This window comes from Pseudomonas fluorescens (assembly GCF_902497745.1).
In the GTDB taxonomy this organism is placed as follows: Bacteria; Pseudomonadota; Gammaproteobacteria; order Pseudomonadales; family Pseudomonadaceae; genus Aquipseudomonas; species Aquipseudomonas fluorescens_BM.
Genome location: NZ_CABVHJ010000007.1, coordinates 179,891 through 205,391, shown reverse-complemented (window position 1 = coordinate 205,391; position 25,501 = coordinate 179,891). Strand labels below are relative to the sequence as shown.

At 60.4% G+C, this 25,501-nt stretch carries 23 protein-coding genes; 9 read left to right on the top strand and 14 right to left on the bottom strand.

From position 1 onward, the window contains the following. The first annotated feature begins 87 nt into the window (after positions 1–87). Both F8N44_RS13385 and F8N44_RS13380 read left to right on the top strand, forming a co-directional pair. On the top strand, positions 88–411 hold the full coding sequence (locus F8N44_RS13385; protein WP_134177208.1) for a hypothetical protein: 324 nt from the start codon (positions 88–90) through the stop codon (positions 409–411). A 104-nt stretch (positions 412–515) separates the two neighbouring features. Continuing rightward, positions 516–1,283: a YdcF family protein gene (locus tag F8N44_RS13380; RefSeq protein ID WP_150650615.1), complete on the top strand. Its 768-nt coding sequence runs from the start codon at positions 516–518 to the stop codon at positions 1,281–1,283. 42 nt (positions 1,284–1,325) lie between these two features. Here F8N44_RS13380 and lnt read toward each other — a convergent pair whose 3' ends face one another. The 5 genes from lnt to miaB all read right to left on the bottom strand — a co-directional run bounded on the left by lnt (position 1,326) and on the right by miaB (position 6,738). Further along, the gene (gene lnt / locus F8N44_RS13375; protein WP_150650614.1) at positions 1,326–2,849 is read right to left on the bottom strand and encodes an apolipoprotein N-acyltransferase; all 1,524 of its coding nucleotides are present in this window, start codon (positions 2,847–2,849) and stop codon (positions 1,326–1,328) included. A gap of 14 nt (positions 2,850–2,863) precedes the next feature. Then, a complete protein-coding gene (locus F8N44_RS13370) occupies positions 2,864–3,703 on the bottom strand; it encodes an HlyC/CorC family transporter (protein ID WP_007909641.1) in 840 nt (279 codons plus the stop codon). Between the two features lie 5 nt (positions 3,704–3,708). Further along, positions 3,709–4,203 (bottom strand): rRNA maturation RNase YbeY, encoded by a 495-nt coding sequence (gene ybeY, locus F8N44_RS13365; protein WP_150650613.1) that lies wholly within the window; start codon positions 4,201–4,203, stop codon positions 3,709–3,711. Continuing rightward, positions 4,196–5,194, bottom strand: coding sequence for a PhoH family protein (locus F8N44_RS13360; protein ID WP_038361873.1), 999 nt, complete (start codon positions 5,192–5,194; stop codon positions 4,196–4,198). Before F8N44_RS13360 ends, ybeY begins: the two co-directional genes overlap by 8 nt. Positions 5,195–5,409: 215 nt before the next feature. Beyond that, positions 5,410–6,738: a tRNA (N6-isopentenyl adenosine(37)-C2)-methylthiotransferase MiaB gene (miaB, locus tag F8N44_RS13355; protein ID WP_034153780.1), complete on the bottom strand. Its 1,329-nt coding sequence runs from the start codon at positions 6,736–6,738 to the stop codon at positions 5,410–5,412. 133 nt (positions 6,739–6,871) lie between these two features. Here miaB and F8N44_RS13350 point away from each other — a divergent pair, with 133 nt between their 5' ends. Then, the gene (locus F8N44_RS13350; RefSeq protein WP_150650612.1) at positions 6,872–7,201 is read left to right on the top strand and encodes a DUF1820 family protein; all 330 of its coding nucleotides are present in this window, start codon (positions 6,872–6,874) and stop codon (positions 7,199–7,201) included. 123 nt (positions 7,202–7,324) lie between these two features. On the opposite strand, the gene F8N44_RS13345 is transcribed toward F8N44_RS13350, so the two are convergent. From F8N44_RS13345 to F8N44_RS13330, 4 genes are all read right to left on the bottom strand, one after another. Beyond that, positions 7,325–7,879, bottom strand: a complete 555-nt coding sequence (locus F8N44_RS13345; protein ID WP_003228518.1) for a tetratricopeptide repeat protein — start codon at positions 7,877–7,879, stop codon at positions 7,325–7,327. Positions 7,880–8,104: 225 nt separating this feature from the next. After that, the gene (hemL, locus tag F8N44_RS13340) at positions 8,105–9,388 is read right to left on the bottom strand and encodes a glutamate-1-semialdehyde 2,1-aminomutase (RefSeq protein WP_038361864.1); all 1,284 of its coding nucleotides are present in this window, start codon (positions 9,386–9,388) and stop codon (positions 8,105–8,107) included. Between the two features lie 15 nt (positions 9,389–9,403). Next, the gene (gene thiE / locus F8N44_RS13335) at positions 9,404–10,027 is read right to left on the bottom strand and encodes a thiamine phosphate synthase (RefSeq protein WP_150650611.1); all 624 of its coding nucleotides are present in this window, start codon (positions 10,025–10,027) and stop codon (positions 9,404–9,406) included. 18 nt (positions 10,028–10,045) lie between these two features. Continuing rightward, positions 10,046–10,843 (bottom strand): hydroxymethylpyrimidine/phosphomethylpyrimidine kinase, encoded by a 798-nt coding sequence (locus tag F8N44_RS13330; RefSeq protein WP_007909650.1) that lies wholly within the window; start codon positions 10,841–10,843, stop codon positions 10,046–10,048. A 303-nt stretch (positions 10,844–11,146) separates the two neighbouring features. On the opposite strand from F8N44_RS13330, the gene F8N44_RS13325 reads away from it, so the two are divergent. The 4 genes from F8N44_RS13325 (at position 11,147) to F8N44_RS13305 (ending at position 17,636) form a co-directional block, all read left to right on the top strand. Then, a complete protein-coding gene (locus F8N44_RS13325; protein WP_150650610.1) occupies positions 11,147–13,501 on the top strand; it encodes a hybrid sensor histidine kinase/response regulator in 2,355 nt (784 codons plus the stop codon). A 97-nt stretch (positions 13,502–13,598) separates the two neighbouring features. Then, positions 13,599–15,248: an acyl-CoA dehydrogenase family protein gene (locus tag F8N44_RS13320; protein WP_150650609.1), complete on the top strand. Its 1,650-nt coding sequence runs from the start codon at positions 13,599–13,601 to the stop codon at positions 15,246–15,248. Between the two features lie 182 nt (positions 15,249–15,430). Beyond that, complete coding sequence (gene amn / locus F8N44_RS13310) at positions 15,431–16,930, top strand: AMP nucleosidase (RefSeq protein ID WP_163019592.1); 1,500 nt, start codon at positions 15,431–15,433, stop codon at positions 16,928–16,930. A gap of 70 nt (positions 16,931–17,000) precedes the next feature. Continuing rightward, positions 17,001–17,636, top strand: coding sequence for a pseudouridine synthase (locus F8N44_RS13305; RefSeq protein ID WP_150650608.1), 636 nt, complete (start codon positions 17,001–17,003; stop codon positions 17,634–17,636). On the opposite strand, the gene F8N44_RS13300 is transcribed toward F8N44_RS13305, so the two are convergent. Together F8N44_RS13300 and F8N44_RS13295 are read right to left on the bottom strand one after the other, a co-directional pair. Continuing rightward, positions 17,631–17,840, bottom strand: a complete 210-nt coding sequence (locus tag F8N44_RS13300) for a DUF2788 domain-containing protein (RefSeq protein ID WP_007909655.1) — start codon at positions 17,838–17,840, stop codon at positions 17,631–17,633. The genes F8N44_RS13305 and F8N44_RS13300 overlap by 6 nt on opposite strands. Before the next feature lie 278 nt (positions 17,841–18,118). Continuing rightward, positions 18,119–18,598, bottom strand: coding sequence for an Lrp/AsnC family transcriptional regulator (locus tag F8N44_RS13295; protein ID WP_008081091.1), 480 nt, complete (start codon positions 18,596–18,598; stop codon positions 18,119–18,121). Between the two features lie 451 nt (positions 18,599–19,049). Between F8N44_RS13295 and F8N44_RS13290 the strand changes: the two genes are divergently transcribed. Continuing rightward, positions 19,050–20,114, top strand: coding sequence for a DUF6515 family protein (locus tag F8N44_RS13290; protein WP_150650607.1), 1,065 nt, complete (start codon positions 19,050–19,052; stop codon positions 20,112–20,114). Here the strand turns inward: F8N44_RS13290 and F8N44_RS13285 are convergent. Then, positions 20,108–21,016: a cation diffusion facilitator family transporter gene (locus F8N44_RS13285; protein ID WP_150650606.1), complete on the bottom strand. Its 909-nt coding sequence runs from the start codon at positions 21,014–21,016 to the stop codon at positions 20,108–20,110. The genes F8N44_RS13290 and F8N44_RS13285 overlap by 7 nt on opposite strands. 12 nt (positions 21,017–21,028) lie before the next feature. Continuing rightward, positions 21,029–21,448, bottom strand: coding sequence for a hypothetical protein (locus tag F8N44_RS13280; protein WP_016986146.1), 420 nt, complete (start codon positions 21,446–21,448; stop codon positions 21,029–21,031). 364 nt (positions 21,449–21,812) lie between these two features. Here F8N44_RS13280 and hrpB point away from each other — a divergent pair, with 364 nt between their 5' ends. After that, complete coding sequence (hrpB, locus tag F8N44_RS13275; RefSeq protein WP_150650605.1) at positions 21,813–24,332, top strand: ATP-dependent helicase HrpB; 2,520 nt, start codon at positions 21,813–21,815, stop codon at positions 24,330–24,332. A gap of 201 nt (positions 24,333–24,533) precedes the next feature. Here hrpB and F8N44_RS13270 read toward each other — a convergent pair whose 3' ends face one another. After that, complete coding sequence (locus F8N44_RS13270; RefSeq protein ID WP_150650604.1) at positions 24,534–25,454, bottom strand: hypothetical protein; 921 nt, start codon at positions 25,452–25,454, stop codon at positions 24,534–24,536. Positions 25,455–25,501 lie beyond the last annotated feature (47 nt).

Here is a 25,501-nt window from a genome sequence, read left to right as displayed (position 1 = left end):
GGGCCGTTGGTCGCGGCGTGCAGCCGGTTTGTGCAGCGAAGCTAAGCTCTAACTGGGGAGTGAGTCTTATCTTCAATGAGGTGAGGGATGGTGGAGCAACGGCAGAAAAAAGTGACTAAACCCGAGTTGTACGAAAGGTTGATCGACCGTCTGGGTATGGCCCTGGACGCTGTAAAAACCGCTGACCGGCTGCGCGACGAGCGCCCCCTGGAACTGGAATTGCGTGGCTTGAGCCCCGCTGAGTTCAAACTGGTCAAGGCCTATCTGGATCGCAGTGAACGTGAATCGCACGGATGCTTGTCACAGGCAGTGAAGCAGCTCGATGCAGCACATTCGGCCAAGGTCATCTGGCTCAAGGACAAGGCGCCCGGCAGAGACACCGTCAAGGTTCGCTCTGTGCAGGCCAAGTAAGCGCATGGCAGGTCAGGAACCGGATCTTTTTCAACAGGATCCCACCTATTGGTTGTAACGCTTTATTAACACTCTTAGGCTTCGGGCATCTGTGGAGATGCCCGATGCCCTTTCGTTATTTCATCAAACAACTTTTATTGCCGCCCGGCATTCTTTTGCTGCTGTTGCTGGCTGCGTGGTGGCTACGCCGCTCACGGCCGCGCCTGGCTGGCGTGTGCTTTACGCTTGGCTTTGGCGGATTGTGGCTGATGAGCCTGCCGGTGGTCGTGCAGTGGGGCGCGAAGGCGCTCGAGCGCGAACCGCCATTGGCCCGTGAAGAGTGGGCGACGTTGGCGCAGCGAGCTGATGCGATTGTGGTACTGGGTTCCGGGCGCGAGCGCGGCGATCTGGCCTGGGGCGAGGATCAGCCGACCGGCGTGGGGCTTGAACGTCAGCGTTATGCGGCGCGGCTGGCCAAAGCGTCCGGTTTGCCGATTCTGACCACGGGTGGCTTGCATTACGGTACACCGCCGACTGAGGCGAAGTTGATGGCGGACTCATTGCGCGACGATTTTGGCGTGACAGTGCGTTGGCAGGAAGGTGAAAGCCGTACGACGTGGGAAAACGCCAGGTTCACCGCCGATATCCTTTTGCCGCAGGGAGTCAAGCGCGTAGTAGTGGTGACACAGGCGTGGCACATGCCCCGATCAGTCTGGAGTTTTGAACAGGCAGGATTTGAAGTGGTACCGGCGCCGGTGGGCTTTTTGGGCACTGATAATGCGAGGCCGTTTGGTGGCTGGTTGCCGGAGTTCAAGTCGATCTGGCAGAGCGGGCAGTTGCTGAACGAGGCGGTGGGGCAGGTGGGGTATTCACTGTTTTACCGGGCTGACTGATCATTCCCACGCTCTGCGTGGGAACGATCATTGTCGCAGGCTTTAAAGGGTTTTCGACATCCGGCTCGCCATCAGTGCCCAGCCAAACAACAGCACGCACAGGATGATCAATGGCCACGAACGCCATTGCAGATACGGCGTCAGGTTGTGCATCGGCACCACTTCGCCGTACAGAATGCCCTGTTCAAACTGCGGAATCTGCTCGGTGATCTGCCCGAACGGGTTGATCAACCCGGTCACGCCGTTGTTGGTTGCGCGGATCATCCAGCGCCCGGCCTCCAGCGCACGCATCTGCGCCATCTGCAAATGTTGCAGCGGGCCAATCGAGGTGCCGAACCACGTGTCGTTACTGATCGTCAGCAGCAGATCACTACGCGCCGACAGGCTGGCGGCAAATTCCGGATAGACCACTTCGTAGCAGATGAACGGCGCAATCTGATAACCCTTGGCTTGCAGCAGTGCCTGATCGGCGGGGCCGCGGGCAAAGTCCGACATCGGTAGATCGAAGAAGGCGATCAGCCCGCGCAGCACATCCTGCAGCGGCACGTATTCGCCGAATGGCACCAGTTTTTGCTTCAGGTAAGTGCCATCGCCTTCGCCTACTACGGTGATGCCGTTGAAGAAGCGTTTTTCGTGACGAACCGTTTGGCGAATCGGCACGCCCGTGATCAGCGCCGATTTACGTTCGGCGGCGAAGGTCCCCATCATGCTCAGGTAACCTTCGGCGGACTCCTTGAGTACCGGCACGGCGGTTTCCGGCCAGATCAGCAGATCGACCGGTTTCGAGCGGAAGCTCAAGTCGCGGTACAGCGCCAGTTGTGCGTTGAGTTCGGCCGGGTCCCATTTCATGCTTTGTGCGACGTTGCCTTGAATCGCGGCAACAGTCAGAGGTGCGCCGGACGGGCTGGTCCAGGCGTGGCCTTTGAGCGCGATACCGGCAATCCAGGGACCCAGCAGCAGCACCAGCCCCGCAACGACAAAACCTTTGCGGTCGCTTTGCAGCAGGCGCCGCGCGTTGTAGATCAGCGCGGCGGTTAGCGCCAGCACGAACGACACCAGCCACATGCCACCGACCGGCGCGAGTCCGGACAACGGCCCGTCGAGCTGACTGTAACCGGAGTACAACCAAGGGAAACCGGTGAGGAACCAACCGCGAAATGCTTCCTGACCGACCCACAGCGCAGCAAACGCCAAAGCATCCGCCACGGGCGCTTCGTTACGGCGCAGCCAGCGCGCCCAAATCCAGGCTGGCAGGGCGAAGAACCAGGCAATCGCTGCGGTAAACAGCAGCATCAGGAAACCGGCCAGCAACACTGAAGCGCCGCCGAAGTGGTGAATGCTGTAGTAGATCCAGCTGGTGCCGGCGCCGAACAGGCCGAAACCGAAGCACCAGCCACGGCCCAGCGCCTGACGCGGGCTCAGCTCACGCAAGCCTGCATAGAACAGACCGACCGCCAGCAAAGCCAGTGGCCAGATGTTGAAAGGTGCCAGAGCGAACGTGGTGATTGCACCGGCCGCCACGGCCAGCAGGTTACCGGGCCAGCCGGGGCGGGTTGTCCAGCGCATTTCAGTCCTTAGAATTAACGAGCAATTGGCGTCAGTCGCAGCAAATGAATCCGACGGCTGTCGGCATTCAGGATGCGGAAACGATAGGCGCCGATTTCAGTGATTTCGTTGCGTTTTGGCAAGTGCCCGAACGCGCTCATCACCAGGCCGCCGACGGTGTCGAACTCGTCATCAGAGAATTCGCTGTCGAAGAACTCGTTGAAGTTCTCGATAGGCGTCAGCGCCTTGATCAGGAAGTCGCCACTTGGCAGCGGCTTGATGTAGCTGTCTTCTTCGACGTCGTGCTCGTCTTCGATATCGCCGACGATCTGTTCCAGCACGTCTTCGATCGTTACCAGACCCGCCACGCCGCCGTATTCGTCGATGACGATGGCCATGTGGTTGTGGTTGGCGCGGAATTCACGCAGCAACACGTTCAGACGCTTGGACTCCGGCACGAAAGTGGCCGGGCGCAGCAGATCCTTGATGTTGAAGCTGTCGCCGTTCTCCTTGAGGATCAGCGGCAGCAGATCCTTGGCCAGCAGCACGCCCATCACATCGTCATGGCTTTCGCCGATCACCGGATAGCGCGAGTGGGCCGAGTCGACCACGGCCGGGAGGAATTCACGCGGTGTCTGGGTCGCCTTGATGCTGATCATCTGCGAACGCGGCACCATGATGTCGCGTACTTGCAGGTCAGCCACCTGAATGGCGCCTTCGACGATGGCCAGCGCTTCGCTGTCCAGCAGTTTGTTCTGATGTGCATCACGCAGCAGCTCGAGGAGCTCCTGACGGTTCTTCGGCTCGTGGGCAAAAGCCTGGGTCAGTTTACCCAGCCATGACTTCTGCCCGTTGCTCGATCGATCTTCGCTCATAGCGATTACTCTGAATCCTTTGTTGTAACGATAGGGGATGTGTCGGGTTCGTCGTCCGCGTACGGATCGGGGTAGCCCAGTTCGGCAAGCAACTCGCGTTCCAGTGCTTCCATTTCTTCGGCTTCTTCGTCATCTATATGGTCGTAACCGAGTAGATGCAAGCAGCCGTGAATGACCAGATGTGCCCAGTGGGCCTTTAGTTCCTTGCCTTGTTCAGCGGCTTCTCGTTCGACCACGGCCACGCAGATCACCAGATCGCCAAGCAACGGGATGTCGAGAAACTCGTCAGGCACTTCAGCCGGGAACGACAGGACATTGGTCGCGTAATCCTTGTGGCGCCAGGTGTGATTGAGCTCGCGGCCTTCTTCCTCGTCGACCAGACGAATGGTCATTTCCGAGTCAGCGGTGCGCTGGCGCAGGGCCAGTTCGCACCACAGGCGGAAGTCGGCTTGACTCGGCGCGCTCGCTTCAGTCGCGATTTGCAGGTCTAGCTCAAGCATTTCGCGAGGTGTCCTTGGGTGCTTCGTCACGGTTTTCGAAGCGCTCGTAGGCTTCGACGATCCGCTGTACCAAAGGATGGCGCACGACGTCTTTGGGCTGGAAGTGCGTGAAGCTGATGCCCGGCACGTCTTTAAGCACTTCGATCACATGGTGCAGACCCGACTTGGTGCCTTTCGGCAGGTCGACCTGGGTGATGTCACCGGTGATGACGGCGGTAGAACCGAAGCCGATTCGGGTCAGGAACATCTTCATCTGTTCGACGGTGGTGTTCTGGCTTTCGTCGAGAATGATGAAGCTGTTGTTCAGCGTGCGACCGCGCATATAGGCCAGTGGCGCAACTTCGATCACCTGACGTTCGATCAGCTTGGCCACGTATTCGAAGCCGAGCATCTCGTAGAGTGCGTCGTAGAGCGGGCGCAGGTACGGGTCGATCTTCTGCGACAGGTCGCCGGGCAGGAAGCCGAGTTTTTCACCCGCTTCAACCGCCGGACGCACCAGCAGGATGCGGCGGATCTGCTCGCGTTCCAGTGCATCGACAGCGCAGGCCACGGCCAGATAGGTCTTGCCGGTACCGGCCGGGCCAATGCCGAAGTTGATGTCGTTGCCGAGGATTTCCTTCACGTAGCGCAGTTGATTCAAGCCGCGCGGGCGAATCATGCCTTTCTTGGTGCGCAGGGCAACGGACGCTTCGGCGGGGGCGTGATTGTCCAGCTCGACCACGGCCGATTCCTGCAGGAACAGGTGCACCGTATCCGGCGACAGCTCTGAACCTTTGGTTTCCCGGTACAGGCGACGAATCAGATTTTCCGCAGACGTGGTGTGTTTGGGGTCGCCGATCAGCTCGAACTGGTTTCCGCGGTTGCGGATCTCGATCGTCAGGCGCTGTTCGATCAAGCGCAAATGCTCGTCGAATTGCCCGCACAGATTGGCGAAGCGGCGAGCCTCAAAGGGCTCGAGGATAAAACGATGTGGTTCTATGGGTGCGTTCAAGGTCGTATTTAGCCGCCCTGGGGCAATTAAGATGAAATCAAGGATAACGCCAGAGGCTTGGGTGCGAAAGCTCTTATATGAGGTCGCCCGATTCATGCCTCTGACGCTGTACCTGTGGGAGCGAGCCTGCTCGCGAAGGCGGCGACACATTCAACATTGATGTGTCTGACAGACCGCTTTCGCGAGCAGGCTCGCTCCCACAGGGAAATGCAGTGTTATTGGATCAGCGAGCCGCGCAGTGAGTGCGGCTGCGCCGCGTCGATGTGCACGTCGGCGAACTGGCCGATCAGGGTTGGATTGTCGCAGCGGAAGTTGACGATACGATTATTCTCGGTACGCCCCTGCAACTCGCCCGGGTCTTTTTTCGAATAATCGGTCACCAGAATGCGCTGGATCGAGCCGACCATTTGTCGGCTGATCTCGAAACCTTGCTGATTCAAGCGGTGCTGCAGCGCGTTCAAGCGTTCTTTCTTCAGCTCCTCCGGCGTGTCATCCGCCAGATCGGCAGCCGGTGTGCCCGGGCGCTGGCTGTAGACGAAGGAATAGGAGAAGTCGAAACCGACGTCGGCAATCAGCTTCATGGTCTGTTCGAAGTCTTTCTCGGTCTCGCCGGGGAAACCGACGATAAAGTCCGAACTGATGCAGATTCCCGGCACCGCCGCGCGCAGTTTGCGCAGCTTGGATTTGTACTCCAGCGCGGTGTGGTTGCGCTTCATTGCCGCCAGAATCCGGTCGGATCCCGATTGCACCGGCAAGTGCAGGTGTTTGACCAATTCCGGCACATCGGCGTGGGCCTGGATCAGGCTGTCGGAGAACTCCAGCGGGTGCGAAGTGGTGTAGCGAATGCGGTCGATGCCGTCGATGGCGGCGACAACGCGGATCAATTCGGCGAGATCAGCCAGGCGACCGTCATGGGTCGTACCGCGATAGCCGTTGACGTTCTGCCCGAGCAGCGTCACTTCACGCACGCCGTTTTCGGCGAGGTGGATGACTTCGGCAATCACATCGTCGAACGGCCGGCTGACTTCTTCGCCACGGGTGTAAGGCACCACGCAGAACGTGCAGTACTTGCTGCAGCCTTCCATCACCGACACATAGGCGCTCGGGCCATCGATACGCGGCTCGGGCAAGTGGTCGAATTTTTCGATTTCCGGGAACGAAACGTCAACTTGCGGCAGCTTGGTGATACGCGCGGCGTCGATCATTTCCGGCAGGCGGTGCAGGGTCTGTGGGCCGAACACGACGTCGACGTACGGCGCGCGATCACGAATCGCCGCGCCTTCCTGGCTGGCCACGCAACCGCCGACGGCGATCACCATGTCCGGGTTGGCCAGTTTCAGTTCGCGCCAGCGGCCCAGCTGCGAATACACGCGATCTTGCGCGCGCTCGCGGATCGAGCAGGTGTTGAGCAGAATCACGTCGGCGTCTTCTGCACGCGCGGTGACTTCCAGGGCCTGATGTTCGCCCAGCAGATCGACCATGCGCGAGCTGTCGTACTCGTTCATCTGGCAACCGTGGGTTTCGATGTAAAGCTTCTTGGCCATGGAGTAGGGTCGTCACGTGATTCAAAGAACCCGGCATTATAGGGAACAAGCCCTCAGGTTCCTACCGCTGCGCGTCCGGCGGCTATGCTATAGTTTGCGCCCTCATTTTTATCCCCGATGTTATCCCCCCGCCATGACCAAACGCGAAGCTCCAATCTATAAGCTGATTTTCCTCAACCAGGGCCAGGTGTTCGAAATGTACGCCAAGCAGATCTATCAAAGTGATCTGTGGGGTTTTCTGGAAGTGGAAGAGTTCGTCTTTGGCGAGCGCACGCAAGTGGTCGTCGATCCGAGCGAAGAAAAGCTCAAGGCGCAGTTCGAAGGCGTGGTGCGCAGCTTTGTGCCGATGCACTCGATTGTGCGCATCGACGAAGTGGAACGTCTGGGCACCCCGAAAATCAGCGAAGCCCGTGGCGCGGTCGGCAATGTGATGCCGTTCCCGGTGCCGATGCCTGAGAAGTAAGCCTTAAAACCGAGTCGCCTCATTCGCGAGCAGGCTCGCTCCCACAGGGGGTCTTCTGAACACTGGAGATCTACTGTGGGAGCGAGCTTGCTCGCGAAGAGGCCAGAAAGGTCGGCGCAAAAATCAGGGAAGAGGCGAGAACGGCGTGCGCCCATCGGCGCTCTGCAGTTCCATCAGGTATTTACGGAAAATTTGCCCGAGCACTTGCGTGGCAGTCTCGAGATCTTCGCGGGACATTTTTTCGGAAACTTCGTCAGCTGTATCCAGCGCATCTTCAGCGCCGTTGACCGCGGCCATCTTCAGCACGATGTACGCCTGAATATTGTTGGCCTGCACGCCTTCACCGTGGAAGAACATCGTGCCCAGTTTGAACTGTGCCTGAGCGTGGCCTTGCAGCGAGGCTTTTTCGAAATAGCTCAGGGCTTGATTGAGGTCGCGCGGCGCATTCTTGCCGTCGTAGTAGAACTCACCCAACTCGTATTGCGCTTGCGCATCCCCTTCGTCCGCCGCTTTCTGGCAGGCGGCCAGTGCCTGCGTGACGTCTTGCGGCTGAGTATTGAGGGTGCAACGACCCATCGCCGGGATCAACAACGAGTTGCCGCCTGCTTGTGCATGCGCGAGCAGGGGCTGAAGGAGCAACAGGCAGCCCAAGGCAAGGGTGCGGCCGGTGCGGTTCATGGGAATCGACTTACCTCTGAAGGGCACGCGGACCCATCGAGGGATCCAATAAGCGCGCATTATGAAATAAGCAGGGCCAACCTTACAAAGTCTTTACTCGTTTTTCTGCTGCACGGGGAATATATCGCCCACTTTAGGGGAGATTCTTAGCAGGAGCATCGGAAAAACAGCGCGGATGTAGGTGAATGCTGACGCTGGCGATAGCCAACGTCAGCGGTACGGCGATTACTTCAGTGCAGCGAAGGCGCGTTCGGCAGCGTCCAGCGTCAGTTTCAGCTCGGCTTCGCCGTGAGCGATCGAGGTGAAACCGGCTTCGAAGGCGCTCGGTGCCAGGTACACGCCACCTTCCAGCATCAGGTGGAAGAAGCGTCCGAACAGGGCTGCGTCGCTGGCCATCACGTCTTCAAAGGTGACGATGTCATCGGCGCCGCTGAAGTACAGACCGAACATGCCGCCGGCCTGGGTGGTCACGAACGGAATGCCAGCAGCATCGGCGCGTTGTTGCAGACCGTCGAGCAGACGCGTGGTGTAGTCGGTCAGCTCAGCGTGGAAACCCGGACGGCTGATCAGGCGCAGGGTGGTCAAACCAGCGGCCATGGCCAGTGGGTTACCCGATAGCGTACCGGCCTGATACACCGGACCCAGCGGCGCGATGCGTTCCATGATTTCACGCTTGCCGCCGAAGCAGCCCACCGGCATGCCGCCACCGATGATCTTGCCGAAGGTGGTCAGGTCAGGATTGACCCCGTAGTACGCCTGGGCACCGCCGAGGGCGACGCGGAAACCGGTCATCACTTCGTCGAAAATCAACACCACGCCATGTTTGTCGCACAGCGAACGCAGGCCTTCGAGGAAGCCCGGCGCCGGTGGTACGCAGTTCATGTTGCCGGCGACCGGCTCAACGATGATGCACGCCACGTCCTCGCCAACTTCAGCGAGCATCTTTTCAACTGCGTCGATGTCGTTGAACGGCAGGGTCAGGGTGTGTTTGGCGAATGCCGCCGGCACACCGGCCGAGCTTGGAACGCCTTGGGTCAGGGCGCCGGAACCGGCCTTGACCAGCAGGCTGTCGGAGTGACCGTGGTAGCAGCCTTCAAACTTGATGATGCTGTCGCGGCCGGTGTAACCACGGGCCAGACGGATCGCGCTCATGGTCGCTTCGGTGCCGGAGCTGACCATGCGCACCATGTCCATCGATGGCACCAGCGAGCAGACCAGATCGGCCATCTCGGTTTCCATCGCGGTCGGTGCGCCGTACGACAGGCCGTGTTGCAGCTGATTGCGCACCGCGTCGAGCACGTCCGGGTGGCTGTGGCCGAGGATCATCGGACCCCACGATCCGACGTAATCGACATAACGTTTGTCGTCTTCGTCAGTGACGTAGGCGCCTTCAGCGTGTTTGAAAAACAGCGGGGTGCCGCCAACGCTCTTGAATGCGCGGACTGGCGAGTTCACTCCACCGGGGATGTGTTTCTGGGCATTGGCAAACAGGGTTTCGGAACGAGACATGATCGGGCTCTCAAATCAGACTTTCAGTAATTCATTGAACGCGCGGGCGCGGCGGGTCACTTCGGCGGTGCTCTCGGCACCGAACAAGCCGTGAACCACCGCCAGCAGGTCGACCCCGTGGGCCACCAACGGTGCGGCGTTGTCGAGGCTGATGCCGCCAATCGCGCAGATCGGCAGGTGCAGCGTGCGTTTGGCTTGGTCGAGCAGATCGAGGCTGCAGCTCGGCGCACCGGGCTTGGTGTTGGAATTGAAGAAGCGACCGAAGGCGACATAACTCGCGCCTTCTTTGGCCGCTTGTTCGGCCAGCGCGATTTGCGCGTGGCAGGTCGAACCGATAATTGCTTTGGAACCGAGTAGGGCGCGGGTAGGCGACAGCGGGCCGTCGGTCTGACCGAGGTGCACGCCGACGTTGAGGCGCGCGGCCAGTTCGGCATCATCGTTGATGATCAGTCGCGTCTTGTAGCGCTCGCACAGGTCGCGCAGCGCTTCAGCCTCGCGCAGACGGCGGGCTTCGTCGCTGCTCTTGTCGCGGTATTGCAGCAGGGTGACGCCGCCTTCCAGCGCCGCCTCCACGTAAGACAGAAACTTGCCCGCCAGCAATTGGCTGTCGGTAATGGCATACAGGCCACGTAGTTTCATCGGGCAGACCTCACGACGTTACGAGCAGAAATCCAGCGGCAGGCGACGCGGGACGAACTGGCCTTTGCCCAGTTGTTCGGCATCGCGCAGGGTGCGCCAGGTGTAATCCAGAGCACTGCGTACAGCGCTGGCCAGGTGTTCGCCCTGGGCCAGACGACCGGCGAGGGCGCTGGCCAGTGTGCAACCGGAACCGTGATAGCTGCCCGGCAGACGCTGGCAGATAAAGGTTTCACGCAGGCCGTCGCGGCTGTACACGCGGTTGTGGATTTCAGTTTCGTCGCCGTGGCCGCCGGTGATCAGCAGGTTTTTGACGAACGGCAAAAGTTTTTCAGCGCACTCGTCGGCGGTGCCTTCGGGCAGTTCGGCGAGGATTCGCGCTTCAGGAAGGTTAGGGGTGGCAATGATCGACAGCGGCAGCAGTCGCTCGCGCATCGCATAGCCGACCTCGTCCTTGCCCAGGCGACCGCCGCCGCCGGCGCGCAGCACCGGGTCACAGACCACTGGCAAGTGCGGGTGCGCCGAGAGCAGTTCGACAACGGTGTCGACCATTTCCAGCGAACCGAGCATGCCCAGTTTGACCGCCGCGACTTCGGAGTCGTTAAGTACGGCATTGGCCTGGGCCAGTACCCACTCACGGTCGAGGACGCGGAAGTCAGTGACGTTGACGGTGTCTTGCACGGTCAGGGCGGTGACGGCCGGAGCCGCATGGCAACCCTGCGCGAGCAGGGCTTCGATATCTGCCTGCAAGCCGGCGCCACCACTTGGGTCGTGGCCGGAGAGACAGAGGACAACGGGGCGGGAGCTGTAGATATTCATGGTGCGCGAGCTTACCACCAAAGCTGATTTTCGGGTTCAGTGCCGTTATGCATGGCCGATAACCTGGCAAGAGAATCCGACCGTACTGTCACAACCTGACCAACTCAACAGCTCTAGCTCGCTGCTTTGCTCTGGAACGCCCGTTCTAGAGCCTTTGTAGGAAAAATTTCAATGGTGCTCAATGGCCATCAACGGCTATGCTAGTCTGGATCCAAACCAATAACAGGTAATACCGGTTTTACGTCTACTCAAAGGGAATGGGGGGCTTCCTGACACAACCGGACGAGCCACGCTGGGGCTTCAATGCGCTATTTGCTGATGTTGCTGTTCTGCTTGCCCCTCCTGGCGAGCGCCGTCGAATTCGACGAATTTACCCAGAGCCTCCCTCTGGGCCGGTCGCTGCAAGTGTTCGAAGACCCGAGCGGTCAGGCGAGCATTGCCGATGTTCGCGCGCAGGCTGCCGCCGGCAATTTCAAACCTCACGATAAAGCCACGCTCAATGCCGGTTATTCACGCTCGGCGTTCTGGCTGAAGATCGACCTGCATTACCGCCCGAGCAATCCCGCCGCCCAGCGCACCTGGCTGCTGGAACTGGCGTATCCACCGCTCGATCATCTCGATCTTTATATGCCTGATGCCAGTGGCGACTACCGCCTCGTCCGGCAAACCGGCGACGCCTTGCCGTTCGCCAGCCGCGAGATCCGCCAGAACAACTATTTGTTCGACCTCTCCTTCAAACCGGATCAAACGCAAACCGTATATCTGCGACTGGCCAGCGAAGGCTCGATTCAGGCACCGGTGACGTTGTGGTCGAGCACCGCGTATCTCGAAGACCAACCGGTGCGCCTGTATGTGCTGGGCATCATTTACGGCGTGCTGCTGGGGATGGTGGTTTACAACCTGTTCATCTACCTCAGCGTGCGCGACACCAGTTACCTCTATTACATCTTCTACATTGCCTCGTTTGGTCTCTATCAACTGTCGGTGAACGGTGCGGCGGTCGAGTACTTCTGGCCGGACAACCCATGGTGGGCCAACGCCGCGACGCCTTTTTTCATTGGTTGCGCCGGCCTGTTCGGCAGCCAGTTCGCCCGCAGCTTCCTGCAGACCAAAACCCACAGCCGCTGGCTCGACCGCCTGTTGATCGGCTTGATCGCGTTCAGTGCGTTAGTCATCGGCCTGTCGCTGATGACCACTTACGCCCTGGCCCTGCGCTTGGCGACGACGCTGGCGCTGACCTTCACCGTGGTGATTTTTGCCGCCGGGATTCTGGCCTGGTGGCGCGGCTTGCGGGTGGCGCGCTATTTCATCATCGCCTGGTCGGCGTTTCTGCTCGGCGGCATCGTCAACACGCTGATGGTGCTGGGCCTGCTGCCGAACGTGTTCCTGACCATGTACGCCAGCCAGATCGGTTCGGCCATCGAAGTGGCGCTGTTGTCGCTGGCGCTGGCCGATCGCATCAACGCCATGCGCGAGCAACAGGCGCAGACGCTGTACGACGCCGGGCAGAAACTCGAAGTGCTCAACCAGCAACTGGCCCACAGCAACAAGCTCAAAGATGAGTTTTTGGCGACCCTGACCCACGAACTGCGCACGCCGATGAACGGTGTCATCGGTTCGCTGGAATTGATGCAGACCGTCGAGCTGGATCCGGAACTTGAGCAATACCAGCAGACCGCTGCCGGTTCGGCGCGAGACATGATGCGCATGGTCAATGGCATCCTCACACTCACCGAATTGCAGGCCGGCAAGCTCAAGGCCGCGCCGGGCAGTTTCAGCCTGCGTGGCGTGGTCGAGGCGTTGCGGGTGCAGTTTGACGGCAATGCGTCGAGCAAGTCGCTGGACTTCAAGGTCGAGGTGCTGCCAACCCTGCCGGATCGCCTGCACGGCGACAGCGCCAAACTCGCGCAATGCCTGGAGTGTCTGCTGGATAACGCGATCAAGTTCACTCGCATCGGTGGTTTGGCATTGCGCGTCACTGGTAAGCCGTCGACGGATAATCGTCTGGCGCTGTCGTTTGCAGTGATCGACACCGGTATCGGTTTTACCGACCTGGGCGAGGCGACGATGTATCAGCGCTTCTTCCAGCTCGACGGTTCGATGACCCGCGAATACGGCGGCCTGGGCGTTGGTCTGGCGATTTGCCGACAGTTGGTCGAGTTGCTCGGTGGCAAGCTCACACATCGCTCGGAGCCCGGGCGTGGCAGTCGCTTCCAACTGGACGTCGAGTTTGAACTGCCAGTGGTCGAAACTGCGCCGATCTGCGCGCCTTCGCGCGATTGCGTGCGTGCACCACAGGATTGCACGGTGCTGTTGGTGGACGACAACAGTGTCAATCAACTGGTGATGCGCGGCATGTTGCTCAAGCTCGGTTTTCGCGTGCGTACCGCCGACAACGGCGCGGCGGCATTGGATTGCTTGCAACGAGAGACCTTCGACGCAGTGCTGATCGATTGTCAGCTACCCGCTCACGATGGCGCATCGTTGTGCTGCCAGATTCACGCCTTGCCGGGCTGCACGAATTTGCCGGTGTTCATGTTGGCGTTGACCGCTGACCGAGAGCTTTGCGCCACGGGGGCGCCGGTCGATTACTTGAACAAACCGGTCAAATTCGAAGATTTGCAGTCGGCTCTGGAGCGTCGTGTACTGTGCTGCTGACAGGGTAAAAGCGCCGCAAATTCGGCTGGTATGACACTTTGACCCGTCGCGGTGCGGTGCTTAACTGAGTTCCTTGGTTGCCCAAAGGAGCCCCGTCATGAACCTGCATCAGTTCGCCGAAACTCACCAAGTCACCAACCAGCCACCGTCGCTGGACGGCACCAATCTGTACCGCATCGACCTGCCGCTGCAGGAGTGGTCGCGGCGCTTTGGTGCTGGTTGGGCCGAGTCGCGGATCGATGCTTACGGCGCGCTTGCCGGCGGGCCGTTGATGGAAGCCGGCTTCCTTGCCAACCAGAACAAACCTGTGTTCGCCAGCCATGACCGCTACGGCCATCGCATCGATCTGGTGGAGTTTCACCCGGCTTATCACGAGCTGATGCGCACGGCGATCGAGCACGGTTTGACCTCATTGCCATGGGCGCACCCGCAGGATGGCGCCCATGTCGCCCGCGCCTCGATGACTTATCTGCACAGCCAGGCCGAGGCGGGCAGCGGTTGCCCGTTGACCATGACCTTCGCCAGCGTGCCGGCCCTGCGTTTGCAACCGAATCTGGCTGAGCAATGGCTGCCGAAAGTCCTCGCCACGGAATACGATCCGCGCAATGTCGGCATGGCGCACAAGGCCGGCGTGACCATCGGCATGGCCATGACCGAGAAACAGGGCGGCACCGACGTGCGCGCCAACACCACCAAGGCGTATCCGGTCGGCGCCAGTGGTCCGGGTCAGGCTTATGAGCTGGTCGGGCACAAGTGGTTCTGCTCCGCGCCAATGTGCGATGCCTTCCTGACGCTGGCGCAAACCGACAAGGGCTTGAGCTGCTTCCTGCTGCCACGTCATCGCCCGGATGACACGCGCAATCAGTTCTACATCCAGCGTCTGAAAAACAAACTCGGCAACCAGTCCAACGCCTCCAGTGAAGTGGAGTTTCGTGGCGCGCTGGCGTGGATGGTCGGCGAAGAAGGGCGCGGCGTGCCAACCATCATCGAGATGGTGGCGATGACCCGATTCGACTGCATGGTCGGTTCCAGTTCGCTGATGCGCCAGGCGCTGACCCAGGCCAGCCACCACTGCGCGCACCGCAAGGTCGGCGGCAAACTGCTCAGCGAACAGCCATTGATGCAGAACGTCTTGGCTGATCTGGCCCTGGAAAGCGAAGCCGCGCTGGCCCTCAGTTTGCGCATGGGCAAGGCGCTGGATCATCTGCATGATCGCCACGAAGCGCAGTTTGCGCGGCTGGTGACGGCGGTGGGCAAGTACTGGATCTGCAAACGCGCGCCGGGAATGATCAACGAAGCAGCGGAATGCATGGGCGGTGCCGGGTATGTCGAAGAGAGCATCCTGCCGCGTCTGTACCGCGAGGCGCCGGTGAATTCGACGTGGGAAGGCTCGGGGAATGTGCAGTGCCTGGACGTGCTGCGCGCGTTGTCGAAAGAGCCGGGCGTGCTGGATGTGTTGTTCAGCGAGTTGGGCGATGGGCATGGTGACAAGCGCCTGGCCGCGCATATTCAGCAGTTGCAGGTGCAGTTCAAGGACACCAGTGATATTCAGTATCGGGCGCGGCAACTGACTGAAGACATCGCGCTCGGTTTGCAGGCCAAACTGTTGCTTGAGGCCGGAAACTCAGCTGTCAGCGATGCGTTTATTGCCAGCCGATGGAGCGGTAGTGGCCGGGTCTACGGCGCCTTGCCACGCGGACTGGACGTCGAAGCCATCGTCGCCCGCTCAACCCCACAGATTCTCTGACCCACCACACATCCCCTTGTGGGAGCGAGCCTGCTCGCGAATGCGGTGGGTCATTCAATAAAGATGTCGACTGATACACCGCTTTCGCGAGCAGGCTCGCTCCCACAGGGGATCTCCATTGATGGGAAGATTTGGGTACACCCACAACGCCACTGTTCCCGTGACGCCACGATGCAGGCAAGATGAAGCTCTGCAAGTCAGAACACAGGAAGCTGATCGTGACCGAAGCGTTTATTGTCGTTCAAACCGCCGAACAAGCCGTGGATCGTCTGGCCGAGTTGCATGAGCGGGCCACCACTGCGCTGAACTCGGCGCTCAAGCGTTACCTCAAGGATCGCGTCGAACCCGACGCTGCACAGCGTGCTCTGTTTCGTTATCCCGAACTGCGTCTGACCTATCACTGCCAGGGCGAAGTCCCGCAGACCACCCGCGCTTACGCGAAGGTGCAACTGCCGGGCACGTACAGCGTCACCGTCACCCACCCGGCGGCGTTTCGCAAATACCTGCTCGAACAACTGACGCCATTGATGCACGACTTCACCGTGACCGTGGAAGTCGGCGTCAGCCAGCAAAACATTCCGTATCCGTACGTGGTCGAGCAGGGCGATGAACTGGCCGGTTCCGGCGTCACCGCTGCCGTGCTGGCGCGGGTGTTCCCGAGTACCGATCTGTCCGCCGCCACCGATGGCATCGCCGACGGTCTCTATGACTGGGAAAACACCGATCCGCTGCCGCTGGCCTTGTTCGACGCCGCGCGCGTGGATTTCTCGCTGCGCCGTCTGGTGCATTACACCGGTAGCGACTGGCGCCATGTGCAGCCGTGGATTCTGCTGACCAACTATCACCGCTACGTCGACCAGTTCATCGTTCATGGTCTGGAGCAGTTGCGCCGCGACCCGCGTTTCGTGCGCATGGTCTTGCCGGGTAACGTGATCATCGAGAAAGGCATGGATCACGGCGAGGCGTCGGCGATTGCTGCCGGTGTGGTCTGGCACCGTTATCAGATGCCGGCCTATCACCTGATCGCCAGCGATGGCCACGGTGTGACCCTGGTGAACATCGGCGTCGGCCCGTCCAACGCCAAGAACATCACCGACCACCTAGCGGTGCTGCGTCCACATTGCTGGCTGATGATCGGCCACTGCGGCGGCCTGCGTCAGTCGCAGACCATCGGCGACTATGTGCTGGCCCACGCTTACATGCGTCGCGACGGCATTCTCGACCGCGTAGTGCCGCCGAACATTCCGATCCCGGCCCTGGCCGAAGTGCAAATGGCGTTGCAGCAGGCGGCGGCGAATGTCACCGGCGAGAAGGGTGATGATCTGAAAAAACGCCTGCGCACCGGCACCGTGCTGACCTACGACGACCGTAACTGGGAATTGCGTTGGGCGCAGGAACGGCCGTTGATCAACCTGTCCCGTGCTGTCGCGGTGGACATGGAAAGCGGCACGATTGCCGCCCAGGGTTATCGCCTGCGGGTGCCTTACGGCACGTTGCTCTGTGTGTCGGATAAACCGCTGCACAGCGAAATCAAGCTGCCGGGTTCGGCCAACGCCTTCTATGAACGCGCGGTCAGTCAGCATTTGAAGATCGGCATCGAAGCGGTGGACTTGCTGCGCACCGAACTCAATTCGCTGCACTCGCGCAAACTGCGCAGCTTCGACGAGCCGCCGTTCCGCTGATTTGTTGATGGTCATTTAACGGTCAGGCTACTAGCATTGGCAGCCCTGACCGTTAGATGTTCTTTTCGCCATGTCCCGTCCCCCGCGTCCACCTTCCCGCCGTCCTGGCGCGAAGCCTCAGTCTTCTTCCCCGCGTCGTGTTGCCAAGGCACCACCGGCCGAGCCGAAGCTGATCCTGTTCAATAAACCGTTCGATGTGCTGACGCAATTCAGCGATGGCGAAGGGCGGGCGACGCTCAAGGATTACATTGATGTGCCCGGCATTTATCCGGCCGGACGCCTGGATCGTGACAGTGAAGGCTTGTTGCTGCTGACCAACGACGGGCAGTTGCAGGCGCGCATCGCCGATCCGAAACACAAATTGGCGAAGACCTATTGGGTGCAGGTTGAAGGTGTGCCGACGGCCGAACAGCTGCAGCGTTTGCGTGATGGCGTCGAACTGAATGACGGCATGACCTTGCCCGCCGAAGCGCGACAACTGGATGAGCCTGAGTTGTGGCCGCGCAATCCGCCGGTGCGCTTTCGCGCGACCATACCGACTTCGTGGCTGGAACTGGTGATTCGCGAAGGGCGCAACCGTCAGGTGCGGCGCATGACCGCGGCGGTCGGTCTGCCGACGTTGCGGCTGGTGCGGGTCAGGATTGGCGACTGGACGCTTGAAGGCCTCGATCAGGGCCAGTGGAAGGAAGTGCCGGCGCGCTTATAGAGCGCCGGATTCGATCAGGCCGATCACCACACTCTTGATGATGAACGCGGCCACGCCCAGGCCCAGCACGAAGAACAGAATGAACGAGCCAAAGCGCCCGGCCTTGGACTTCTTCGCCAGATCCCAGACGATGAAACCCATGAAAATGATCAGGATGCTGACCAGACCGGTCATCATCCACTCTTCTAATAATGCTGGATCCATTGGGTTTCTCCGGCGCCTGGGGCTAAAAGGGCGCGGCGAGTATACGCCAAGGTGTGTGGGGTGGCATTGATCTGGGTCTGATCCGAAGCCTTTGCCCTCACCCTAGCCCTCTCCCGTAGGGAGAGGGGACTGACCGAGGTGTCTGGCGTCATACATCGACCTGAAAGATCGAGTCGATTATGGATTCACAGCAGAACGCTCAGGTCGGCGTACTTCTTCAGCATCTCACGGTCGGCCCCCTCTCCCTCCGGGAGAGGGCTGGGGTGAGGGGCTTTTGATCAGTTGCGCAGGTGGGTCAGCGGCAGTTCTGTGCTGTTGAGCACCTGATTCAGTACGAAGCTCGAACGAACGCTGGTCACGCCCTCAATCCGTGTGAGGTGCCCAAGCAACAGCTTCTGATAGTGATCCATATCCGGCACCACCACCTTCAACTGGTAATCCGCATCCACCCCCGTCACCAGACTGCACTCCAGCACCTGCGGCAACGTACGAATCGCCGCTTCGAAGTTCTCAAAACGCTCCGGCGTATGCCGGTCCATGCCGATCAGCACATAGGCAGTCAAACTCAGCCCGAGCATCTTGCGATCAAGCAAAGCCACCTGACGTGAAATGTAGCCGTCGTCTTCCAGTTGCTTGACCCGGCGTGAGCAAGGGGAGGGCGACAGACCGATGCGCTCGGCCAATTCCTGGTTGGAGATGCGGGCGTCGCGCTGCAATTCCGCCAAAATGCTCAGGTCGTAACGGTCGAGTTTGCTCATCAATCTGTCCTTGGTTGTAACTATTGCGGCGGATTATCTATCCAGGGTTAAAAATTGCGCAAGTGGTGTTTATTTCAGCAATCTTCGCAATCCTCTGTCGCGGTCTCAGGCTTATTCTTATCACCAGAATCACTGCTCGGTAACACAGTCCACGCGGCCCGCCCTATCCGGCCTGCCGCGGCCGCCACCCCCATCGGGGTTGTGCCGGCCCCCGAGCTGCACACTGTCCAGAAGACGGCGTGAGGTGAGCCGACGTCAAAAGCGTCGAGCCAGGACGAAGTTCTCTAGAAGGGAGGCCGACGGGTCTCCCTTTTTTCTTGCCTGCGATTTCATGCCGGGCGCTCAATAAATAAGTTGCGCGACTGATAACCTGTTGCAGAACCGGGCGTATGTATCCCCGGTCTTAGTGATAAGTCCTCTTACATTTGCAGGCCCCGCAGTGAGAAAAAGCATGAATTCACGCCTCTGGCGTCTGGCCGGTGTTGGTTTGCTGTGTGTGAGTGTCAGTGTGCAAGCGTTTGCCGATGAACCGCAGAACCGCGGCCCGGATGGCGGCGGCCACGGCCAGGATCATCAGGGCAACAATCAGGGCCGTGGCGGCAACAATCAGCCGCGTCCGCAGAACAATCCATCGCAGAATCAGCCGCAACAGAATCAGCCGCGTCCGCAGAACAACGACATCATCCGTGGCGACAACAGCCGCCAGTTCGAGCACAACGGCAACAACAATGGCCAGTGGCAGAACCACGATCAGAATCGCCCGGCCTACAATCCCAACCCGGTGCGTCAGCCACCACCGCCGCCGCAACTGCCGGCCAACAGCCTGCCGATCCAGCCACGGCCCGACACCGTGCGCCAGACCCAGGAGCCGCGTCAGGGTTACTACCGTGACGAGCGCCCGCAGAACGGTTATCACAACCAGCAATGGCAGACCGGTAACCGGCCCAACGACAATCGCTGGCCGGGGCGTCCGGACGGTCACGGCAACGGTTGGGGGCCAGGCCCGCAATACCGGCCGGGGCACGTGATCGACCGCTTCCCGGATCGCGATTACCGCGTGCCGTATCGTGGTCAGGATTACTTCTACTCCGGCGGCTACTGGTATCGCCCGCAAGGCCCGCGTTATATCGTCGTGCAGCCGCCGCGCGGGATCCGCATTCAGTATCTGCCGGATTACGCCCGTGAAGTGTGGGTCGGTGGTTCGCTGCTGTTCCTCGCCGCTGGTTCCTACTATGCCTATCAGGAAGCGACGCAGGATTACATCGTGGTCGAACCGCCGGTGCAGCAACAGCCGCAACCGCAGTCTCAAGGCTATGACGTCGAAGCGTATCCGGCCAACGGCCAGTCGCCGGAGCAGGTACAGCAGGACGGTTACCAGTGCTATCAGTACGCCGTGCAGCAAAGCGGTTTCGATCCGCGCACCGCAACGTATCAACCGGCGCCCGAAGTGGTTCAGGCCTACCGCCAGGCTCAGGGCAATTGCCTGAGCAGTCGCGGTTATCAGGTCAGTTACTGAAGCCGGGTTTGCGCCCGTTCAGATTTGACCACTTCCTGCGGGTCGGCGTGCACCAGCACTTCGGCTCGCGGGTAGGCCTTGTGAATGGCATCGGCCGCTTGATCGCTGATGCCGTGCGCCACTGACAGGGTCAGTTCCCCCGGCAATTCCAGGTGCAACTGCACGAACCAATGGTTGCCGGAGATTCGCGTGCGCAAGTCATGCGCGCCCAACACGCCCGGCACACTGCACGCCAGTTCGAGCATGTGCTGACTGACGTCGGTTGGCAGTTCCTCATCCATCAACACCGAAAAACTTTCCCGGGCGATCTGGATTGCACTCCACAGGATATAGGCCGCAATGCCGAGTCCGAACCAGGCATCCAGTTGATGCCAGCCGAACCCGGCCAACATCAGCGCCACCAGAATACTGCCGTTGAGTAACAGATCGGATCGGTAATGCAGTGAGTCGGCACGCACGGCGTTGGAGCCGGTTTGCTTGATCACTCGATGCTGCAGCACCAGCAAGGCCACCGTCAGCAGCAATGAGAAAATGATCACGCCAATGCTGATCCACGGCGCGCCAAGCGGTTCCGGGTGCTGGATGCGTTCGTAGGCCTGAAACGCAATCAACACCGCACTGCCACCAATGAACAGCGCCTGCGCCATGCCTGCCAGCGATTCCGCTTTGCCGTGGCCATAACGGTGATCGTCATCCGCCGGGCGCAGCGCGTAATGCACGGCCAGCAGATTGAGCAGCGAAGCGATGCCATCCAGCGCCGAGTCGGTGAGGCCGGCGAGCATGCTCACCGAGCCGCTCAGCCACCAGGCGACGGCTTTGGCGACGATCAGCGTGCACGCGACCGCCACCGAGGCGCGGGTCGCCAGCCGTAGCAGGCGGGCGTGTTCGGGGCTGGATGTCATTTAACTTCCTTTTCAAGCGGCGGGTTGCAGGCCGAACATCGCCAGTTGCTGAGTGCTGCCCTTGTGTTGAATCAGGCGCGGGTCATCCAGAGGGAAATCTCTGCCCAGCTCGCTTTCGAGAATAGCCTGCAGCTTGTGATTATCGACCTGACCGTCCGGACCGATGGCTTGTTTGAGTTTGGCCGGATCGATCTGCGCGGTGTGACCCGGTTCGAAATAGATCGCGCCGGTGGCAAAGTCGACGGCAAACGCGATCAGCCCGGGAATGATGTAGAACAGCAGGCCCACGGCGTCGAGCACGGCAATCGCCGGGTCGATCTTGCCGTCGATCTGACCGCGCCGGTCCGGGTAGAAAATCGAACCGCACGCGGTGATTTGCGTGAGCAGGGTGGCGACCAGTACACCGCCGATCAGGCGAAAAGGTAAGCGCATGGGAAAATCTCCTGATTCATCTGATAACGAAGCTTCGTCTTGTGAAGTTAAGACCCTGACGAACGCCCGCCAGTTCGCCGTTATACTCGGCCATGGCAGGGCATGCCCACAGTAAATTGCGGCCTCGTCTCACCCCTACCGAAATACGTTGAGGATTGAAGTTGTTTTCTCCAGATCGACACCGCGTGAAGGCTAATGAATCCTGTCGGGGTTCGGCCCTCCGGGCTAAAGCTGTGAGCGCGCCATGCTGCGTTGCGGGACTTGGCAAGGAAACGACCCTTACCTGCGTCCCGCGCCTTGCCTGGCACGCTCACAGCTTTAACGCGACTCGCAATTTACTGTGGGCACGCCCTGGGGAGCCAGCATGAATTCTTTGCCGATCGATGAAGTTTTACCCGCCCTGCGTGAAGCCTTGGCGACGCGCCACGAAGCCGTGCTTGAAGCACCGCCCGGCGCTGGTAAAACCACCCGCGTGCCGTTGGCCTTGCTCAATGAAGCGTGGCTGGCCGGGCAGACCATTCTGATGCTCGAACCGCGCCGCCTCGCCGCGCGTGCAGCCGCAGAACGATTGGCCAGTGAGCTGGGCGAGAAGGTCGGTGAAACCGTTGGTTATCGCATCCGTCTCGACAGCAAGGTCGGCCCCAATACGCGCATCGAAGTGGTCACCGAAGGCATTCTCACCCGGCGTCTGCAGGATGATCCGGCGCTGGAAGGCGTGGGCCTGCTGATCTTCGACGAATTCCACGAACGCAGCCTCGACGCCGATCTGGCGCTGGCCCTGAGTTTGAACGGTCGCGAGTTGTTTCGAGCTGAACAGCCGCTGAAGATTCTGCTGATGTCGGCCACGCTGGAAGGTGAACGTCTGGCCGGGTTGCTGAACGACGCGCCGATCCTGCGCAGCGAAGGGCGCATGTATCCGGTGACGATGCGCTGGGGCCGGCCGTTTCTGCCCGGCGAATACATCGATCAACGCGTCACGCAAACCGTACTCGAAGCGCTGCACGATGAAACCGGCAGCCTGTTGGTGTTCCTGCCCGGGCAGGCCGAGATCCGTCGCGTCCACCAGCAATTGGCCGACGCGATCGGTGAGCGCAGCGATGTGTTGCTCTGCCCGTTGCACGGTGAACTCGACCTTAATGCCCAGCGTGCGGCGATCGATCCGGCGCCGGCCGGTCAGCGCAAAGTGGTGCTGGCGACCAACATCGCCGAGACCAGTCTGACCATCAACGGCGTGCGCGTGGTGATCGACGCCGGGCTGGCGCGGGTGCCGCGTTTCGATCCCGGCAGCGGCATGACGCGCCTTGATACCCAGCGGATTTCCAAGGCCAGCGCCACCCAACGGGCGGGCCGCGCCGGGCGATTGGAACCGGGGGTTTGCTATCGCCTTTGGTCGCAGGATCAGCACGAGCAATTGGCGGCGTATGGCAGCGCGGAAATCCTCTCGGCGGATCTCGCCAGCCTCGCGCTGCAGCTGGGGCGCTGGGGCGTGACGCCTGGCGAACTGGTCTGGCTCGACGTTCCGCCAGCGGCCGCTTATGCCCAGGCGCAGGATTTGCTGCAGCGTCTCGGCGCGCTGGAAGGTGAGGCGCTGACTTCTCATGGTCAGGCCATGGCTGAGTTGCCGGCGCATCCGCGCATCGGTCATTTGCTGTTGCGCGGTCAGGCATTGGGTTTGGCCAACATGGCGTGCGATGTTGCTGCGTTGCTGGGCGAACGCGATATCTTGCGTGGCGCCGGGGCGGATCTGCACAGTCGGCTGGTGCTGCTCTCGGGTGAAGAACGTGCGGCTCGAGGTGCGCAGGGCGGGGTGCAGCGCGCTAAGCAACTGGCGCGGCAATATCGCGGTTACCTGCGAGGCAAGGCGAGTGAGCCGGTCAGCGATCCTGATCATCCGCGCTGGCTCGGTGCGTTGCTGGCGCTGGCGTATCCGGATCGCGTCGCGCAACAGCGGCGTGCTGGAGGTGCCGAATATCGGCTGGCCAATGGTCGTGCGGCGCTGTTCGCCGAAGCTGACAGCCTGATGAAAGAGCCGTGGATCGTCATCGCCGATCTCGGCAGCCGTCAGGGCCAGCGCGAAGAACGGATTTATCTGGCGGCGGATTTCGACCCTGCGCTGTTTGATTCCGTGCTGGCCGAACAGGTGCGCAACGTCGATCAACTGGACTGGGACGAGCGCGAAGGCGTGCTGCGCGCCGAGCGTCAGCGCAAGGTCGGCGAGCTGATCCTCAGCCGTGAACCGTTGACCGGTCTCGATGAAAATGCGCGCAGTCAGGCGCTGGTCAATCTGGTGCGGCGCAAGGGTCTGGAGTTGCTGCCGTGGACGCCGGAGCTGCGTCAGTGGCAGGCGCGAGTGGCGTTGTTGCGGCAGTTGGAATTGGGTTCGCAAGCTGAAAGCCAGTGGCCGGATGTCAGTGACGCGACGTTGCTGAACACCCTCGAAGATTGGTTGATGCCTTATCTGGGCAAGGTTTCGCGACTCAGCCATTTTGCCAATCTCGATCTGTCGAGCATCGTGCGCAATCTGCTGCCGTGGCCGTTGCCGCAGAAGCTTGATGAGCTGGCGCCGCATCATCTGAGCGTGCCGTCGGGGTCGTCGATTCGTTTGGACTACAGCGAGTTTCCACCGATTCTCGCGGTGCGTTTGCAGGAGTTGTTCGGGCTGGCCGATACGCCGCGAATCGCCGGTGGGCGGCAGGTGGTCAAATTGCATCTGCTATCGCCAGCGCGGCGCCCGGTGCAGGTGACGCAGGATCTGGCCAACTTCTGGCGCAGTACCTATGCCGAGGTGAAGAAGGATTTGAAGGGGCGGTACCCGAAGCATTACTGGCCGGATGATCCGTTGGTGGCCGAGGCGACCGCACGGGCCAAACCGCGTGGCACCTGAAGATCAAGAGATCGCAGCCTTCGGCAGCTCCTACAGAATTGAAGTCGGCCACAGAATAACGGTACGACACCGATCTACTGTGGGAGCGAGCCTGCTCGCGAAGGCGTCGTGTCAATCGATACATCCGCTGACTGAACATCTGCATTCGCGAGCAGGCTCGCTCCCACAGGGGCCTATGGTGCAGGGGATGGCGGGTTCAGCTCACGGCAGGGCAAACACGGTTTTAACCCATCCCTGCAGGGTGTATTTCTGATAGATGTGCTCAGGCACATCGACATACGGATCCGTAATGAACCGTTCCGGAATCACCGGGTTGGCCTCATCGATCACCAGAATGTTCGCCGGGTTGTAGAAGTCATAGTCGACCACGCTGTTGTTGGTGGTGATGACTTTTTTCCGTGAGGCCATGGCTTCGAAGAAACGGAAGCTCAACCCGGCCTGCCCGGGCTTGGCTATATCGAGAATGATCCGCGAGCGCTTGACCAGCTCACCCACCGATTCCAGCGACATTCTCTGTTCGAAAAAGGTGATGCCCGGATGCGCGCCCGGAACCGGTTTGGACTGAACCAGAAACTTGTAATCGGTCACCCCGAGGCGATCGAATTCCTCTGCCAGACCGGCAAGTGCCGGCACCCGATCCTTGCCCGCCATCACTACAAGCGCCGAGTACTCACCGGGCTCACCGTCCGCGATGTAGTCGTCGTAAATGAAGTTGTAGAGTTTTTTCAGCCCGTAGCTTTCGGCATTTTCCGGGTCGAAGGAAAACACCTCGTCATAACCGGCAAGCGCTTCGCGCGTCATCGGCCAGCGACTGAAGCTGTCGTAGAGGTAGGCGATCTTGTGGTCGGAAACCTTGAGTCCGGCGGCCAACTGGTTTGCATCGATCTGGGCCGGGTTGATGATGAGTGCGGCGTCGAAACGTCCATGCGCAGCGATAGCTTTGTTGAACTGGCGTAACTGTGCCCAGCGTTTCAGCGGGCGGCGCAGGATCTTCGGCGCCCGATCAAAACTGTTCTGCATCGATGACGTATCGATAAAACACACGTCGTTGTCGATCATCAGATAGTCCGCCAGTTTGCGCGCGTAACCACCAATATCCTTGCACACCAATAAGATTTTCATGGGATTCCATATCGTCAATTCGAGCGACGGGTCGATATTCCTTGGCC

Excerpts from the sequence above, each read along its gene's own strand:
- F8N44_RS13385 (WP_134177208.1), top strand. The coding sequence starts at position 88 with ATGGTGGAGCAACGGCAGAAAAAAGTGACTAAACCCGAGTTGTACGAA.
- F8N44_RS13380 (WP_150650615.1), top strand. The coding sequence starts at position 516 with ATGCCCTTTCGTTATTTCATCAAACAACTTTTATTGCCGCCCGGCATT.
- lnt (WP_150650614.1), bottom strand. The coding sequence starts at position 2,849 with ATGCGCTGGACAACCCGCCCCGGCTGGCCCGGTAACCTGCTGGCCGTG.
- F8N44_RS13370 (WP_007909641.1), bottom strand. The coding sequence starts at position 3,703 with ATGAGCGAAGATCGATCGAGCAACGGGCAGAAGTCATGGCTGGGTAAA.
- ybeY (WP_150650613.1), bottom strand. The coding sequence starts at position 4,203 with ATGCTTGAGCTAGACCTGCAAATCGCGACTGAAGCGAGCGCGCCGAGT.
- miaB (WP_034153780.1), bottom strand. The coding sequence starts at position 6,738 with ATGGCCAAGAAGCTTTACATCGAAACCCACGGTTGCCAGATGAACGAG.
- F8N44_RS13350 (WP_150650612.1), top strand. The coding sequence starts at position 6,872 with ATGACCAAACGCGAAGCTCCAATCTATAAGCTGATTTTCCTCAACCAG.
- F8N44_RS13345 (WP_003228518.1), bottom strand. The coding sequence starts at position 7,879 with ATGAACCGCACCGGCCGCACCCTTGCCTTGGGCTGCCTGTTGCTCCTT.
- hemL (WP_038361864.1), bottom strand. The coding sequence starts at position 9,388 with ATGTCTCGTTCCGAAACCCTGTTTGCCAATGCCCAGAAACACATCCCC.
- thiE (WP_150650611.1), bottom strand. The coding sequence starts at position 10,027 with ATGAAACTACGTGGCCTGTATGCCATTACCGACAGCCAATTGCTGGCG.
- F8N44_RS13330 (WP_007909650.1), bottom strand. The coding sequence starts at position 10,843 with ATGAATATCTACAGCTCCCGCCCCGTTGTCCTCTGTCTCTCCGGCCAC.
- F8N44_RS13325 (WP_150650610.1), top strand. The coding sequence starts at position 11,147 with ATGCGCTATTTGCTGATGTTGCTGTTCTGCTTGCCCCTCCTGGCGAGC.
- F8N44_RS13320 (WP_150650609.1), top strand. The coding sequence starts at position 13,599 with ATGAACCTGCATCAGTTCGCCGAAACTCACCAAGTCACCAACCAGCCA.
- amn (WP_163019592.1), top strand. The coding sequence starts at position 15,431 with ATGAAGCTCTGCAAGTCAGAACACAGGAAGCTGATCGTGACCGAAGCG.
- F8N44_RS13305 (WP_150650608.1), top strand. The coding sequence starts at position 17,001 with ATGTCCCGTCCCCCGCGTCCACCTTCCCGCCGTCCTGGCGCGAAGCCT.
- F8N44_RS13300 (WP_007909655.1), bottom strand. The coding sequence starts at position 17,840 with ATGGATCCAGCATTATTAGAAGAGTGGATGATGACCGGTCTGGTCAGC.
- F8N44_RS13295 (WP_008081091.1), bottom strand. The coding sequence starts at position 18,598 with ATGAGCAAACTCGACCGTTACGACCTGAGCATTTTGGCGGAATTGCAG.
- F8N44_RS13290 (WP_150650607.1), top strand. The coding sequence starts at position 19,050 with ATGAATTCACGCCTCTGGCGTCTGGCCGGTGTTGGTTTGCTGTGTGTG.
- F8N44_RS13285 (WP_150650606.1), bottom strand. The coding sequence starts at position 21,016 with ATGACATCCAGCCCCGAACACGCCCGCCTGCTACGGCTGGCGACCCGC.
- F8N44_RS13280 (WP_016986146.1), bottom strand. The coding sequence starts at position 21,448 with ATGCGCTTACCTTTTCGCCTGATCGGCGGTGTACTGGTCGCCACCCTG.
- hrpB (WP_150650605.1), top strand. The coding sequence starts at position 21,813 with ATGAATTCTTTGCCGATCGATGAAGTTTTACCCGCCCTGCGTGAAGCC.
- F8N44_RS13270 (WP_150650604.1), bottom strand. The coding sequence starts at position 25,454 with ATGAAAATCTTATTGGTGTGCAAGGATATTGGTGGTTACGCGCGCAAA.